Origin of the sequence: Serratia sp. Nf2 (genome assembly GCF_003028435.1) — a bacterium.
In the GTDB taxonomy this organism is placed as follows: Bacteria; Pseudomonadota; Gammaproteobacteria; order Enterobacterales; family Enterobacteriaceae; genus Serratia; species Serratia marcescens_L.
The window spans coordinates 41083-55354 of the sequence record NZ_PYTW01000006.1 but is presented as its reverse complement, the minus strand read 5'-3'; the positions used below and the strand labels follow the sequence as shown (position 1 = coordinate 55354).

The following is a 14272-nucleotide window of genomic DNA, read 5'->3' as shown; positions in this document are numbered from 1 at the left end:
CCGCGTTTAGCGATCGAACACCGAGCTGTTCAGCGCGCGATCCTGCTGATGGCGTTCCAGCGCCAATTCGATCAGGCGTGTGATAAGTGCCTGATAGCTGACGCCGCTGGCGGCCCACAGCTTGGGATACATGCTGATGTTGGTGAAGCCCGGCAGCGTGTTGATTTCGTTGATTACCACCTGGTTATCCGGCGTCAGGAACACATCCACCCGCGCCAGGCCGAAGCACTCCAGCGCGCGGAACGCCTTCAGCGCCACCTCGCGGATGTGGTCGCTCACTTCCGGCGCGATCGCCGCCGGCACCACCACCTGAGCGCCCTGCTCATTGATGTATTTGGTATCGTAAGAATAGAAGGCGTCGCTCAACACGATCTCGCCGCACACGCTGGCCTGCGGATCGTCGTTGCCCAGCACCGCGCACTCGATCTCGCGGCCGACGATCGCCGACTCCACCAGCACTTTGTGATCGAAGCTGAAGGCCAGCGATACCGCCGCGTCGAACTCGGCGCGGTTTTCCACCTTGCTGACCCCGACCGAGGAGCCCTGGTTGGCCGGCTTGACGAACAGCGGCAGGCCGAGGCGCTCGCTCAGTTGTTCAAACGTGAATCCGGCGCGGTTGGCGCGCGTCAGGGTGACGAACGGCGCCACCGCCAGCCCGGAGTCGCGCAGCAGGCGCTTGGTCACGTCTTTATCCATGCTGACCGCCGAACCGAGCACGCCGGCGCCGACGAACGCCATATTGGCCATGCGCAGCAGCCCCTGCAGCGAGCCGTCCTCCCCCAGCGTGCCGTGCACGATCGGGAAGATGACGTCGAGTTGGCCCAGCGCGCCGGCGCTGCCCGCTTCGATCAGCTGCTGTTTTTCCTGGCCCGGGATCAGCGCCACGTTCTTGTTCGAGCGGTTCAGCGCGATCAGCGCCGGGTTCTCGGCGTTGAGCAGGTAGTTGGAGGCGTCGTTGATGTGCCACTGCCCCTGTTTGTCGATCCCCAGCAGCGTGACGTCAAACTTCTCTTTGTCGATTGCATCCACAATGTTTTTGGCCGACTGCAGCGACACCTCATGCTCCGCCGATTTACCGCCAAAAATCACCCCAACACGTAGTTTAGTCACGCCTTAAATCCTTCTGAAAAATCATGGCAAAAAAGTCGTTCATCACAATAAACGCATTGCCTGGCGGCGGCAATCGTTGTTGCCAGAATCTTCTTACGCCACAGATTGCCACATCACGACCATCCTAAACGTATACACTTCGTATATCGTTCACTTAGGGAGACGCCGATGGGCATCGTAAAAATTTCAGACGCGCTGCACGACGATCTGCGCCTCGCCAGCCTGACCATGACGCGTTCGATCAACGCGCAGGCCGAGTACTGGATCAAGATCGGCATGCTGGCGGAGTTCCATCCGGAACTGACCTACCCGCAGCTGGTAAAAAAAATGATGAAAGATAACGCGCTGACGCTGAAGGAGATTGTCGGGTGAAACAGATTGTGATTAAAACGCCGGAAGAGATTGCCAAAATGCGCCATTCCGGCGCCCTGCTGGCCAAAGTGTTTGCTATGCTCGATGAGGTCATCGTCGAAGGCATCTCCACCATGGAGATCAACGACCGCGCCGAGGCGTTTATCGTCGACGAGCTGAAGTCGCGCCCGGCCAGCAAGGGGCAGTATGATTTCCCCTATGTGCTCAACACCTCAATCGACGACGTGGTGTGCCACGGGGTGCCATCGGCCAGCAAAATCCTGCGTTCCGGCATGATTATCAACGTAGACATCACGCTGGAAAACGGCGGCTATATCGCCGACTCCAGCAAGATGTACTGCGTCGGCCAGGTGACACCGCTGGCCAAACGGCTGGTGAACAACGTCTATGAATCGATGTGGCAAGGCATTCGCGCAGTAAAACCGGGCGCTACCCTGGGGGATATCGGCCATGCCGTCCAGCGGCATGCCGAGCAGGCCGGCTACAGCATCGTGCGGGAGTATTGCGGCCACGGCATCGGCCGCGATATGCATGAAGAGCCGGCGGTGCTGCACTACGGCCAACCCGGCAGCGGTCTGGTGCTGCAGGAAGGCATGGTGTTCACCATCGAGCCGATGATCAACCAGGGCGACCGCCGCATCAAGCAGAAGAAAGACGGCTGGACGGTGGTGACGCGCGACAAAAAACTGTCGGCGCAGTGGGAGCACACCGTGGCGGTCACCGCCGACGGCGTGGAGATCCTGACGCTGCGCGACGAAGAGCGCCGGGCCGGCTACGCCGAGCGCTACTAAACCCGCAAGCCATTAGCTTGGCAAGCTGATAGCTTAATAAGTTATTTAATTGATAACCTCTTAGCTTATATGCGGCACTCCGGCGCCGCGGTTAAAGCGACGGAGATGACAGGGAGACAGGCAGCATGCAGTCAGGCAATCAGACGTTTATCAATCAGCTCAAGGACATCGTCGGCGGCCCGCAGTTGTTGACCGGCGATCGCAACACCGAGCGGTATCGCAAGGGGTTCCGCTCCGGTGAAGGCCAGGCGCTGGCGGTGGTGTTTCCCACCAGCCTGCTGCAGCTGTGGCGCATTTTGCAGGCCTGCGTGGCCGCCGACAAAATCGTCATCATGCAGGCCGCCAATACCGGCCTGACCGAAGGATCAACCCCCAGCGGCAACGACTATGATCGCGACATCGTCATCGTCAGCACCCTGCGCCTCGACCATATTCAGGTGCTGGACAACGGCAAGCAGGTGGTCGGCTTCCCCGGCAGCACCCTGCACCACCTCGAGAAATTGCTCAAACCCTACGGCCGCGAACCGCATTCGGTGATCGGTTCCTCCTGCATCGGCGCCTCGGTGATCGGCGGCGTGTGCAACAACTCCGGCGGCTCGCTGGTGAAACGCGGCCCGGCCTACACCGAAATGGCGCTGTACGCCCAGCTCGGGGAAGACGGCCAGCTGCGCCTGGTGAACCATTTGGGCATCCGCCTCGGCGACACGCCGGAAGAGATCCTCACCCGGCTGGAAAAAGGTGACTATCGCCCGACAGACGTCGAATACGGCGAGCTGCGCGCCTCGGATAACGAGTACGCCAGCCGGGTGCGTGACGTCGATGCCGACACCCCTTCCCGCTTCAACGCCGACAAACGCCGCCTGTACGAGGCATCCGGCTGCGCCGGTAAGCTGGCGGTGTTCGCGGTGCGGCTCGACACCTTCGAGAAAGAAGGCAAAGAGCAGGTGTTCTATATCGGCACCAACGACACCGCGGTGCTGACCGAACTGCGCCGCCACATGCTGAGCCAGTTCGAAAACCTGCCGGTGGCCGGTGAGTACATGCACCGCGATATCTTCGACATCGCCGAGGTGTACGGCAAAGACACCTTCATGATGATCGACAAGCTCGGCACCGATCAGATGCCGCGCTTCTTCACCCTGAAAGGCCGCATGGACGCCAGCCTCAACAAGCTGCCGCTGCTGCCGCACAACCTGACCGACCGGCTGATGCAGGGCCTGAGCCATCTGGCGCCGAGCCACCTGCCGAAGCGCATGAAGGAATACCGCGAACGTTTCGAACATCACCTGCTGCTGAAGATGGCCGGCCCCGGCGTAGACGAAGCGCAGCGCTACCTGACCGACTATTTCGCCCAGGCCGAAGGCGCTTTCTTCGCCTGCACGCCTGACGAAGGCAAAAAGGCCTTCCTGCACCGCTTCGCCGCCGCCGGCGCCGCCGTGCGCTACCATGCGGTGCACGCCGACAAGGTGGAGGATATTCTGGCGCTGGATATCGCCCTGCGCCGCAACGACACCGACTGGTTCGAAACCCTGCCGCCGGAGATCGACAGCCAGCTGGTGCATAAGCTGTATTACGGCCACTTTATGTGCCACGTTTTCCATCAGGACTACGTGGTGAAAAAGGGCGTCGACAGCCACGCGCTGAAGGAAAAGATGCTCGAGATCCTCAACCGGCGCGGCGCCGAATACCCGGCGGAGCATAACGTCGGCCACCTGTACCACGCCAAGGCAGATCTGCAGGCGTTCTACCGCGCCGCCGATCCGACCAACAGCTTCAACCCCGGCATCGGCAAAACCAGCAAACGCAAAGGCTGGGCCGAAGGCCCCCGCTAAGACCGCCCGATTGGCCCGCCGCCGCACCCAGTGCGGGCCTACTCTCCCCCGCCTGCCTCATCGTGATCTTTCTGCACCTTTAAAGATGCATTTTTATTGCAACTTATAGATTTCCCGATTACCATTCACCACATAATCGCAAATGAGAATCAATTACAAAACTGTCATGACGGATACATGGCATCCGCCGTGGCAATCATCGCGAAGTTGTTAATGAGAAGGAACCTACCATGAGTCAGACCCTCGATTCCGCCCAGCTGTTAGCCGCGCTCGATAAAGTGATGGTGATCTCCACCACCGATCTGCAGGGCACCATCACCTACGTCAACGATCTGTTTTGCCAGCTGACCGGCTTTTCCCGGGAAGAGCTGGTGGGCCAGCCCCACAGCATCGTGCGCCACCCTTCGGTGCCGAAAGCGGTTTACAAAGCGATGTGGGACACCATCAAGGCGGGCGGCATCTGGACCGGCATCATCCCGAACGTCGGCAAGGGCGGCGTGCTGTACGTGGTCGACACCACGGTGCAGCCGCTGTATGACGCCCAGGGCAATATCGCGGCCTATATCAGCATCCGCCGCGTGATCAACGATCTGATGACCGACTTCGAATCGGTAGAATTCGCCAAAGAACAGTTCGACAACCACTACGACAAGTAACCGCCATGGCCGACCTTATCGAACGCATCCTGATTGGTTACGGTTCGGAGTCGGGCAACGCCCGGGCGCTGGCGATGCGCCTGGGCGAGCAAAGCAGCCTGCAACCCTACCGCCCCGTCGTGAAAGAACTCAACGCCATCCAGCCCGCCGATGTGGGCGAGCGTGACGCCCTGCTGATCGTCTCCAGCTCATTTGGCGACGGCGAACCGCCCGCCAACGCCGAGCGTTTTTCCGACGCGCTGGCGCAATGGCCGGATCGTCACCGGTTGCGCTACGCCATCTTCGGTCTCGGCGACACCGCGTACCCGCATTTCTGCGGCTTCACGCAGGCGCTGGATACACGCCTGACGCAATACGGCGCCCGCGCCATCATCAATCGCGTCGACGCCGACGTTAACTTCGAACCGTTCTTCGTAACCTGGCTGACGACGCTGGAGAAGGTGCTGGCCGGCGATGCCCAGGCCGGCCGCGATTTGCATCTGCGCGTGACCGCTTACGGCGAAGACCATGCGTTCAGCGCCCCCCTCCTTGAACGGCGGCCGCTCAGCGCACGCACGCCGCAGGCCTGGCACCTGCGGCTGAATATCGCCGGCAGCGGCATCGTTTACCGGGCGGGGGATACCGTCTATCTGTTGCCGGAAAACGACGAAGGATTATTGATCCGGCTGGCAGACTGGCTCGGCAGACCGGAGGCCGCCGACGCGCTGCGCCGCCGGGAGCTGCGCCAGCTCAGCAAAACGACGCTGCGCGAACTGGCGCAGTTGGCCGACAGCGAAGAGCTCAAAGGCTTGCTTAAGATCCGCCAACGCAAAGCCCTGGAGAGCTATCTGTACGGCGCCGATCTGCTGGACGTGCTGCACGATTTTTGCCCGCCGCAGGCGGTCACGCTGGAGAACCTGCTGGCGCTGCTGCCCGTTTGCCTGCCGCGCGCCTACTCCATCGCTTCGGCAACGCGGGCAGAGAGCCTCGATCTGTGCGTGCGCGACGTACATTATGAACGCGGCGGCCGCATCCGGCGCGGCACGGCGACCGGCTGGCTGCTCAGCCAACCCGGCCCTTTCCGCCTCTTCTGCCGCGCCAACCCCGGCTTTTACCTGCCGCGCGATACCACTGTGCCGGTGCTGCTTATCGGTACCGGTACCGGCATAGCGCCCTTGATAGGCTTGCTGCGCGAAATGGCCGCCCAGGGTGAACGGCGCGAAACCGTGCTGATCTTCGGCGAAAAACGGCGTGATGAAGATTTCCTGTATCGCGAGGAATTGGCTGCACTGAACGCGGCGGGCGTACTCACGCGGCTCATCACCGCCTTCTCGCGCGACGCCGTCGCCAAATACTATGTGCAGCATGCGATCGGCGATCATGCCGATGCCATCAGCGGCCTGCTGCAGCGGGGAGCGCATGTCTACCTGTGCGGCAATCGCCAGTATCTGGAACATGCCGTGGCGACGGCGCTGGAGCAAGCCTGCGGGGCGGAAAACCTGTGGCAGACGCTGATTGAGCAGCAGCGCCTGCATCTGGAACTCTATTGAATCAGGGTGGCGTTCATCGTTCCGCACGCAGCAGCAAGGACACGATGAACGCGCCCCCCAGCCCCGCCGTAATGATGCCGATGGGCAGCTCCTGATGGGGGATCAGACTGCGGCTGAGCATGTCGCCGCCGGTCAGCAACATCGCCCCCAGTAGGCCGCACATCGGCACGGATAAACGGTGGCGCACGCCCACCAGGCGCCGGGCCAGATAAGGCACCATCAGCCCGACAAAGCCGATCACGCCTGTCAGCGAAACGAGAAACGCCGTGGACAGTGCGCAGCACAGAAAGGTCTCGGTGCGCAGCCGCGCCACGTTGACCCCCATCGAATGGGCGGTTTGTTCGCCCGCCAGCAACGCGTCCAGCGCCCGCCAACGCAGCGCCGTAAACCCGGCCAGCAGCACGAAACTCGCCAGTGGAATGAACAGATTATCCCAACGCGCCAGCCCCAACCCGCCGAGCGACCAGAACAACACCGAGCCGGCCGCCCGCTGATCGCCGGAAAACACCAGGTAGCTAGTGAGCGCGCTGAACAAAAACGAGACCGCCAGGCCGCTAACGATCAGCTGCTCGGCGCGCCTGACCCGGCCGACGCGAAACAGGATCATCACCGCCAAGGCGGACAAAATGCCGCCGGCGAAAGCAGACAGTGGCAACGTCAGCACGCCCAGCGCATCGCCGAAGCGCGTGATGACCAGCACCGCACCGGCGGAGGCGCCGGAGGAGAGCCCAAACAAAAAAGGATCGGCCAGCTCATTGCGGGTGGTGGTCTGCAGCAGCGCGCCGGTCATCGCCAGCCCGGCGCCGGTCAAGGCCGCCAGCAAGGCTCTGGGCACCCGCAGTTGCACGACGATGGTATCCAGCATGCCGGAGAGGGGCGCCGATGAAAGCCCCAATGCCGCCATCGTCTGCCGCCATGACAGCGCGACGCTGCCCAGCTGCAGGCTCCAGATCATTAACCCGCACAATACCAACAGCGCCAACGGCGCGAACAGCATAAACCGCCGGGTCGGCGAGTTCATTCAGCCTCCGGCGCGTACAGCGCCCGCGCCAGCTTTTCCACCGCGCCGATGTTGGCCGGCCCCGGCGTCAGCTCCGCATACTGCAGTTTCAGATAGCGGTGGTGCCGTACGGCAGGCGTTAATTTCATCAACGGGTGGGACTCGAGGAAGCGCCGCAGCGCATCGGCACCCGAGCCGGTTTGGTAATCCAGCAGAATAATGAAGTCGGGCTCGGCCGCCGCTACCGCCTCCCAGGACGCCGTCGTCCAGCTCGCCGGCAAACCGTCCATCACGTTGCGGCCGCCCGCCGCTTCGATGATCGCCGTCGGCATAGCGTATTTGCCGCTGGTGAAAGGCTTCTCCTCCCCCGAGTCATAGACGAACACCTTGAGCGGCGCCTGGCCCGCCGGCCTGGCGGGCAGCGCAGCCAACCGGCGCTTCCAGCCCTCAACCAGCGCGGTGGCCTCTTGCCGCTTGCCGAAAATCTTGCCGAGCTTCAGCTCATCGTCATACAGCAGATTCATATCGGCCTTCTGCGGCCGCCCACCGGCCTGTACGCAGCTCTCGCTCAGCACCAGCGTCTTGATGCCGAACGGGGCGAGCTTCTCCGGCGTGACGTCGCCGCCGATCTTCATGCCGTAATTCCAACCGGCGAAAAAGAAATCCGGCTGTGCCGCCAGCAGCGTTTCCAAAGTGGGATATTTTGGCGCCAGTTCGGGAATGGCGCCCATCTCGGCCTTGAAGTCGGGCGTCAGTTTGTACCAGCCGGTGATGCCGGTCAGCCCGACAATGCGATCCTGCAGATGCAGTGCAAAGGCCATCTCGGCCATGTTGATGTCGTTGATGACGGCGCGCTGCGGCGCCTGGTTGAAGGTGACCGGCACACCACAGCTTTCTACGGTGACGGGAAAATGTTCAGCCGCCGCCGACCTGGCGGCCAGCAGCAGAAGCAGGATGAATACGCGTGCGTTCATGTTTCTCTCTGGTTTATCAAGCGCAATGGGGAACGTCAAAAATGCGCAGCGTTTTCCCGCTGACGGGATGCGCTACCTTGAAACTGTTCATGCCGAACACCGGCAAAATCACCGAAGTCTGTAACACCGACTCGGGCGTACCACAGGCCACCTGACGGCTTTCGTTGAGCACCAGGATCCGATCGGCAAACGCCTCTGCCACGGGCAGGTCATGCAGTACCGCAATCACGGCGATGTCTTTATTTTTCACTAACGACAGCAGCGCCGAGCGCCCGGGCGGATCGAGGTGATTGGTCGGTTCATCCAGCAACAACAGATCGGGAGACTGCGCCAACGCCCGAGCCAGCGCCGCGCGCTGACGCTGGCCGCCCGAGATCCGCCCCAACGGGTGGTGCCTGAGCGGCGCCAGCCCGGTTTCCCCGATGGCCTCGTCAACGATGCGCTTTCCCGTCGCAGAGCGTTCGCCATGCGGCAAACGGCCCAACGCCACGTAGTCCTCAACCGACAGTCGCAAATCCGGCGAATCGTTTTGCGCCAGAAAGGCGATGCTTTTGGCACGTTCCGCCGCCGGCCACGCGGACAAGGCGCGCCCTCGCCAGTGAATGACGCCGCCGTCCGGCCGCGTTTCGCCGATCAGGGCACGCAGCAGGCTGGACTTGCCGCTGCCGTTAGGGCCGATCACCGCCAGCTTCTCACCGGCGCGCAGCGCGAAATGGATGTTGTCGAGTATCAATGCCTCACCGTGGCCGGTCAGGCTAACCCCATCAACGTGGAGGATGTCGTGAACTGAATTCATCATGCTTAAATTGTTATATTATAACATACCAATGTTTTTACCACGATTACGCGCCTTCTGCAAAAACGAATCGCAACGTCTTTTGCCGCACGTGCTGCGTGGAGCCAGGCAGGGAGCAAGCCGCGCCCCTGTGTCAAAACTGCGCGGCCAAAGCAACATAGCACAACCTTTTATTAATGATAATGATTTTCATTATCAATTAAATCATAGTGATTTCCGATTGCGCATCCCGGCGAACTTGGTTATGTTTGAAGCGATTAGTCTCATTCCCGATTTTCAGGAACTCACATGACCTACCTGGCGCACAGCACAGATCCGACAGACGCGACCGTTCCGGCCGTCGTTTTGCTGTGTGCTTCCTCCGCCCCACCCGCCGTTTCCTCTGTCGTTTCAGCGGTTGCCGCTTACCCACCACGCATTGTGGTTGTGCGCTAAGCCAAACCGACTTTTTACCTCCGGCTTATTGATCTGTTGCGTTTAGGCGTAGACCGCCGCGCGCGCCGGAGCCTGTAATTTTCACGACAGGTGAAATTGACATGCGATTACCCTCTCTCTGGGCCAATGCCGGCCTGGCTACGCTGTTCGTCCTGCTTTGGAGCAGCGGCGCGATCTTCTCCCGTTGGGGGTTGGAGCACGCCTCCGCCTTCGCTTTCCTGTTCTTCCGCTGCGCCATCGCGCTGGCGGTGCTATTGGCCATCGGCCTGTGGCAGCGCCAGTGCCTGCCCGCTCCCGGCACCCGACGGCGCGTCGCGCTGATTGGCGTGTTAATGATCGGCAGCTATCAAATCTGCTATCTGCTGGCGCTGGAACAGGGTATTACGCCCGGCGTGCTGGCGACGTTGCTCGGCGTACAGCCGATCCTCACCCAGTTCATCACCGAACGGCGCTGCACCGGGCTGCGGGCGCTCGGCCTGGCGCTGGCAATGGTCGGGCTGACGCTGGTGGTGTACCAAAGCCTGATGGTGGCCCACTTCTCGCTGAGCGGCATGCTGTTCGCCTTTATCGCGCTGGGCTGCATGACCGCCGGCACCCTGCTGCAAAAAGGCATGACGCAGCCGCCGCTGGCGGTCTTGCCGCTGCAGTATGCCGTCGGGTTGCTAATGTGTACGCTGGCGCTGCCGTTTGAGCCGCTGCGGGTCGAATGGCGGCCGGCGTTCGTGCTGCCGCTGCTGTGGATGGCGGTGGTGATCTCGGTGCTGGCGACCTTCTTACTGTATCGCCTGATCCAGCGCGGCAACCTGGTGCAGGTCACCAGTCTGTTCTATCTGATCCCGGCGGTGACCGCCCTGCTGGACTACCTGCTGCTCGGCCACGCGCTGGCGGCGCTGAGCCTGCTGGGCATGGCGGGCATCGTGCTCGGCGTGATGTTGGTTTTCCGCCGCGTATAAAAGCAAAAGCCCCCGCGCCGTTCCACCGGCGCGGGGGCGATAACAACAGCCGTTAACTCAGAACAACCAGGAACCGTACCCCCACAGCAGCACCGTCACCCCAAGCAGCAGCTCGAGCAACAGGATACCGATAGCGAAGGTCGAGCTGGAGAAGATGAACCCTTCCTTACTGTCGATATTCAGGAAGTGCGGGATCCCCAGATTCAGCAGATAGCCCGAATAGCACAGGCCGATAATGCCGACAAACAGACACAGCCAGACGACCGGATAGAGCGCCACAATCCCGCTGAGGAACATCGGGGTCGCCACGTAGCCGGCGAACACCATGCAGCGGTGCAGGCTGGGGCGCGATTCATAACGCCGCGCCATCCAGTGAATGACTTTCCCCATGGCCGCTACACCCGCCAGCATCAGCAGGTAAAACGCCACGGCGGTATAAAGCGCGGTAAACATGTCGAGCCTGATGGCATGTCCCTCGCCGGAGAGCCAGCCCAACTGGGTGGTGCCGATAAAGGCGCAGACCACCGGGATGGCTGCCAAGAGCAACACGTGATGGGTGTATAGGTGCGAGACGCTTTCATTCTCGCTTTTGATCTGTTCGAACTCGGCGCTGGGATGCGCCAGAAGTCCCCAAACATGACTGACCATGAGACACCTCCTATCTCGCCGTAGGCCGCGATCGGCGAACGAATTTCACACCTCCGACGGACTGCTACCCGTGCGAGGATTGCGGCCACGGGGCTCTCTCCCCTGTACTAATTATAGTCTTTCGGCGAAAAAACGTGCGGAAAGCGCAACGCCGCGGCGCTTTGTCTTATACTCCCACCATAAAAACCAGGCTGCGAGGAAGGCCATGTCATCCGTTATCACCACCCGCCAGGCGGGGATCGTCGACGTCGACGCCGGGCGCAACGTCACCGTTGTCGAGCCCTGCAATCTGTACGGCTGCCGGCTCGGCGACGATGTCTTCGTCGGCCCGTTCGTGGAGATCCAGCGCCACGTCAGCATCGGCGCGCGCAGTAAAATTCAGTCGCACAGCTTTATCTGCGAATACGTCACCCTCGGCGAAGCGTGCTTTGTCGGCCACGGCGTCACCTTTGCCAACGATCTGTTCAAAGACGGCGCACCCAATGCCGATCCGGCCAGTTGGGGGCGCACACGCGTCGGCGATCGGGTATCCATCGGCTCCGGCGCCACGATCCTGGCGGTGGAGATCTGCAGCGACGCGGTGATCGGCGCCGGGGCGGTCGTAACCCGCGACATCACCCGCAAGGGGATTTATGCCGGCAACCCGGCGCGCCTGCTGCGGGAGCTGCCGTAATGACCCCGGCCATCCGCATCGCAGCCATTGAGGCGCTGCCCGATGATTACCTGACGCGCGGCGATTTCGGCTTTACCATCCGCTGTTACGCCCTGCCGCAGTTCGACACGCCGGTCGACAGCTGGCCAACCCACCCGGTGGCGCCGTTTCGCAAGCAGTATCCCCTGGCGCCGTTCGCCAACGAAGACAGCGCGACCTTCCTGGCGTATCGCCAGGACGACGCCGTTGGCCACATCACGCTGAGCAAAAACTGGAACGGTTATACCCTGATTGACGAGATCGCCGTCAGCGCTCACGCGCGCCGTCAGGGCATCGCCGGGGCGCTGCTGGACTGCGCCAAACAGTGGGCGCGGCAGCAGGAAACCTCGGGTATGATGCTCGAAACGCAGAACAACAATCTGGCCGCCTGTCGCTGCTACCAGCATTACGGGTTTATTCTCGGCGGCATCGACCGTTTGCTGTACCGCGCCGAGCCGGAGAGCGCCGATCACGAAATCGCGCTGTTCTGGTATTTGCCGTTCAATAGCGAAATCGGTTACTGATTTATCGGCCGCTATTGAGGCTATGTTTACTTTTTAACCCCTACCATCGGATGAGAACTGTTATCACTGACTCTGATAAGCCAGCGACACCCAGGGAGGGCCGTATGAACCAGAACAAGGTTGTTTTACTGATGTTAGCTATCGCCATGAGCGGATGCGCCGAGCGCCCTGCCGCCGTCTCCCCCGCGACGCCGCCGACCGACGTCACCGTTTCGCCGTCGGGCGCGCAGCCGGAGATGGACGCCAGCACCCGCAGCAAGCTGCGTGAGATCCTCGCGCTGCGCGCCGGTTGGCCCGCCGCACAGCCGCATGGCCGCACCGTCGATTTGATTTCGCGCGAGTTTCTCGGCACGCCCTATCTCGCCAACCGCCTGATCGGCTCGCAGAGCACGCCCGAGAAGTTGGTGATCGACTTCCGCGGGCTAGATTGCTTCACCTACATCGATTATGTGGAAGCGCTCAGCACCGCTCGCAGCGAGGGCGAGTTCGTACAGCGTCTGGTAGACATTCGCTACGTCGACGGCAAAATCGCCTTCCCGCAGCGCAAACACTTCTTCACCGACTGGGCGCAGCGGCCGCACCAGGTGGCCGAAGACATCACCGCGCAGCTCAGCCCGCACGCCGTCACCCTCGTGAAAACCCTCAACCGCAAGGCGGACGGCAGCAGCTACCTGCCCGGTTTGCCCAACGTACAACGCAGCGTGACCTATATCCCCAGCGACAACGTCGACGACAAGGTGCTGGCCCAGCTGCACACCGGCGATTACATCGGTATTTACACCAACCTGGACGGGCTGGATGTGACCCACACCGGCATCTTCGTGATGACCGACAACGGTCCGGTGCTGCGCAACGCCTCTTCGCGCAAGGCCAACATGCAGGTGGTCGATTCGCCCTTTATGGATTACGTGATGGCTACGCCGGGCATCGTGGTGCTGCGTTCGCTCAGCCGATAATCCCCCGCCGCATAACGGCTATAAGCTATAGCCGTTTATGCTGAACGAGCGTTTGACTTCATCGGCGGTTCAGGCTTAGCTGTAAGGACAAAAAACAACTGATTTTATTGTTCTTTTCAGGGAGACTTCGATGACCTTACGCTGGCGTATCACCCCTCTGGCGGCGGCCTTCGCCGCCGTATTGGCGCTTCAGGGCTGCGATCAAAAAACCGATCAGAATCATATCAAGGTCGGCGTCATCAACGGCGCGGAACAGGACGTGGCGGAAGTCGCCAGACAGGTGGCGAAAGAGAAATACGGGCTGGACGTCGAGCTGGTCGGCTTTAGCGGTTCACTGCTGCCGAACGACGCCACCGACAAAGGCGAACTGGACGCCAACGTGTTCCAGCACCGCCCGTTCCTCGAACAACAAAATAAAGATCACGGCTATAAGCTGGTGGCGGTCGGCAATACCTTTGTCTTCCCGATGGCCGGCTACTCGAAAAAGATAAAATCGCTCAAAGAGCTGCCGGACGGCGCGGTGATCGCCATCCCGCTCGATCCGACCAACCTGGGGCGCGCCCTGCTGCTGCTGGAAAAAACCGGATTGATTACGCTGAAGCAAGGCAAGGGGTTGTTGCCTACCGCCCTGGACATCAGTGCCAACCCGCACCATTACCAAATCATGGAGCTGGAAGGCGCCCAACTGCCGCACGTGCTGGACGATCCGAAAGTCACCGTCGCCGTCATCAGCACCACCTACATCAACCAGACCGGTCTGACGCCGACCAAAGACGGCATCTTCATCGAAGATAAGGACTCGCCGTACACCAACATCATCGTTACCCGCGAAGACAACAAGGACGCGCCGAACGTGCAGAACTTCATCAAGGCCTATGAGTCTGACGAAGTGGCCAAAGCCGCCGAGAAAATCTTCAACGGCGGCGCGGTAAAAGGCTGGTAATTCCGGGCACAGCGCCACAGGGGCTCTCCCCAAAGAGCCCCTTCCCGCTCACCATCGCCTTT

Annotated in this window: 16 protein-coding genes; 11 read left to right on the top strand and 5 right to left on the bottom strand. The window is 61.3% G+C overall.

The window, feature by feature from the left end; translation table 11 throughout:
• Positions 1-6 precede the first annotated feature (6 nt).
• Complete coding sequence (gene ddlA / locus C9411_RS14675; RefSeq protein ID WP_107227347.1) at positions 7-1110, bottom strand: D-alanine--D-alanine ligase; 1104 nt, start codon at positions 1108-1110, stop codon at positions 7-9.
• A 168-nt stretch (positions 1111-1278) separates the two neighbouring features.
• On the opposite strand from ddlA, the gene C9411_RS14670 reads away from it, so the two are divergent.
• From C9411_RS14670 to C9411_RS14650, 5 genes are all read left to right on the top strand, one after another.
• Complete coding sequence (locus tag C9411_RS14670; protein ID WP_006324220.1) at positions 1279-1482, top strand: ParD-like family protein; 204 nt, start codon at positions 1279-1281, stop codon at positions 1480-1482.
• On the top strand, positions 1479-2273 hold the full coding sequence (gene map / locus C9411_RS14665; protein WP_063991218.1) for a type I methionyl aminopeptidase: 795 nt from the start codon (positions 1479-1481) through the stop codon (positions 2271-2273). The genes C9411_RS14670 and map overlap by 4 nt, the downstream gene beginning before the upstream one ends.
• A gap of 125 nt (positions 2274-2398) precedes the next feature.
• Positions 2399-4105, top strand: coding sequence for a D-lactate dehydrogenase (gene dld / locus C9411_RS14660; RefSeq protein WP_063991217.1), 1707 nt, complete (start codon positions 2399-2401; stop codon positions 4103-4105).
• Between the two features lie 230 nt (positions 4106-4335).
• Positions 4336-4761, top strand: a complete 426-nt coding sequence (locus tag C9411_RS14655; RefSeq protein WP_033647052.1) for a PAS domain-containing protein — start codon at positions 4336-4338, stop codon at positions 4759-4761.
• A gap of 5 nt (positions 4762-4766) precedes the next feature.
• Entirely contained in the window at positions 4767-6290 is a 1524-nt protein-coding gene (locus C9411_RS14650) for a sulfite reductase flavoprotein subunit alpha (RefSeq protein ID WP_107227346.1), read from the top strand.
• Between the two features lie 13 nt (positions 6291-6303).
• Here the strand turns inward: C9411_RS14650 and C9411_RS14645 are convergent, their stop codons facing one another.
• From C9411_RS14645 to C9411_RS14635, 3 genes are read right to left on the bottom strand one after another with little or no spacing between them, the layout of a single operon-like run.
• On the bottom strand, positions 6304-7311 hold the full coding sequence (locus tag C9411_RS14645; RefSeq protein WP_107227345.1) for an iron ABC transporter permease: 1008 nt from the start codon (positions 7309-7311) through the stop codon (positions 6304-6306).
• Complete coding sequence (locus C9411_RS14640; RefSeq protein WP_107227344.1) at positions 7308-8264, bottom strand: ABC transporter substrate-binding protein; 957 nt, start codon at positions 8262-8264, stop codon at positions 7308-7310. Before C9411_RS14640 ends, C9411_RS14645 begins: the two co-directional genes overlap by 4 nt.
• Positions 8265-8280: 16 nt before the next feature.
• Positions 8281-8997, bottom strand: a complete 717-nt coding sequence (locus C9411_RS14635; protein ID WP_107227343.1) for an ABC transporter ATP-binding protein — start codon at positions 8995-8997, stop codon at positions 8281-8283.
• A 64-nt stretch (positions 8998-9061) separates the two neighbouring features.
• Between C9411_RS14635 and C9411_RS25615 the strand changes: the two genes are divergently transcribed.
• Positions 9062-9352 carry a hypothetical protein gene (locus C9411_RS25615; protein ID WP_146158882.1) on the top strand — a complete coding sequence of 97 codons (291 nt, stop codon included), beginning with the start codon at positions 9062-9064 and terminating at the stop codon, positions 9350-9352.
• 244 nt (positions 9353-9596) lie between these two features.
• Positions 9597-10448: a DMT family transporter gene (locus tag C9411_RS14630; protein ID WP_060421010.1), complete on the top strand. Its 852-nt coding sequence runs from the start codon at positions 9597-9599 to the stop codon at positions 10446-10448.
• A gap of 57 nt (positions 10449-10505) precedes the next feature.
• On the opposite strand, the gene C9411_RS14625 is transcribed toward C9411_RS14630, so the two are convergent.
• Positions 10506-11096, bottom strand: coding sequence for a Yip1 family protein (locus C9411_RS14625; RefSeq protein WP_004939641.1), 591 nt, complete (start codon positions 11094-11096; stop codon positions 10506-10508).
• Positions 11097-11301: 205 nt separating this feature from the next.
• Here C9411_RS14625 and C9411_RS14620 point away from each other — a divergent pair, with 205 nt between their 5' ends.
• The 4 genes from C9411_RS14620 (at position 11302) to C9411_RS14605 (ending at position 14210) form a co-directional block, all read left to right on the top strand.
• A complete protein-coding gene (locus C9411_RS14620) occupies positions 11302-11769 on the top strand; it encodes an acyltransferase (protein WP_033637546.1) in 468 nt (155 codons plus the stop codon).
• Positions 11769-12311 (top strand): GNAT family N-acetyltransferase, encoded by a 543-nt coding sequence (locus C9411_RS14615; RefSeq protein ID WP_107227342.1) that lies wholly within the window; start codon positions 11769-11771, stop codon positions 12309-12311. Before C9411_RS14620 ends, C9411_RS14615 begins: the two co-directional genes overlap by 1 nt.
• Before the next feature lie 104 nt (positions 12312-12415).
• Positions 12416-13267, top strand: coding sequence for a DUF1460 domain-containing protein (locus C9411_RS14610; protein WP_063991210.1), 852 nt, complete (start codon positions 12416-12418; stop codon positions 13265-13267).
• Positions 13268-13397: 130 nt separating this feature from the next.
• Complete coding sequence (locus C9411_RS14605) at positions 13398-14210, top strand: MetQ/NlpA family lipoprotein (protein WP_038879912.1); 813 nt, start codon at positions 13398-13400, stop codon at positions 14208-14210.
• The last annotated feature ends 62 nt before the right edge of the window (positions 14211-14272 follow it).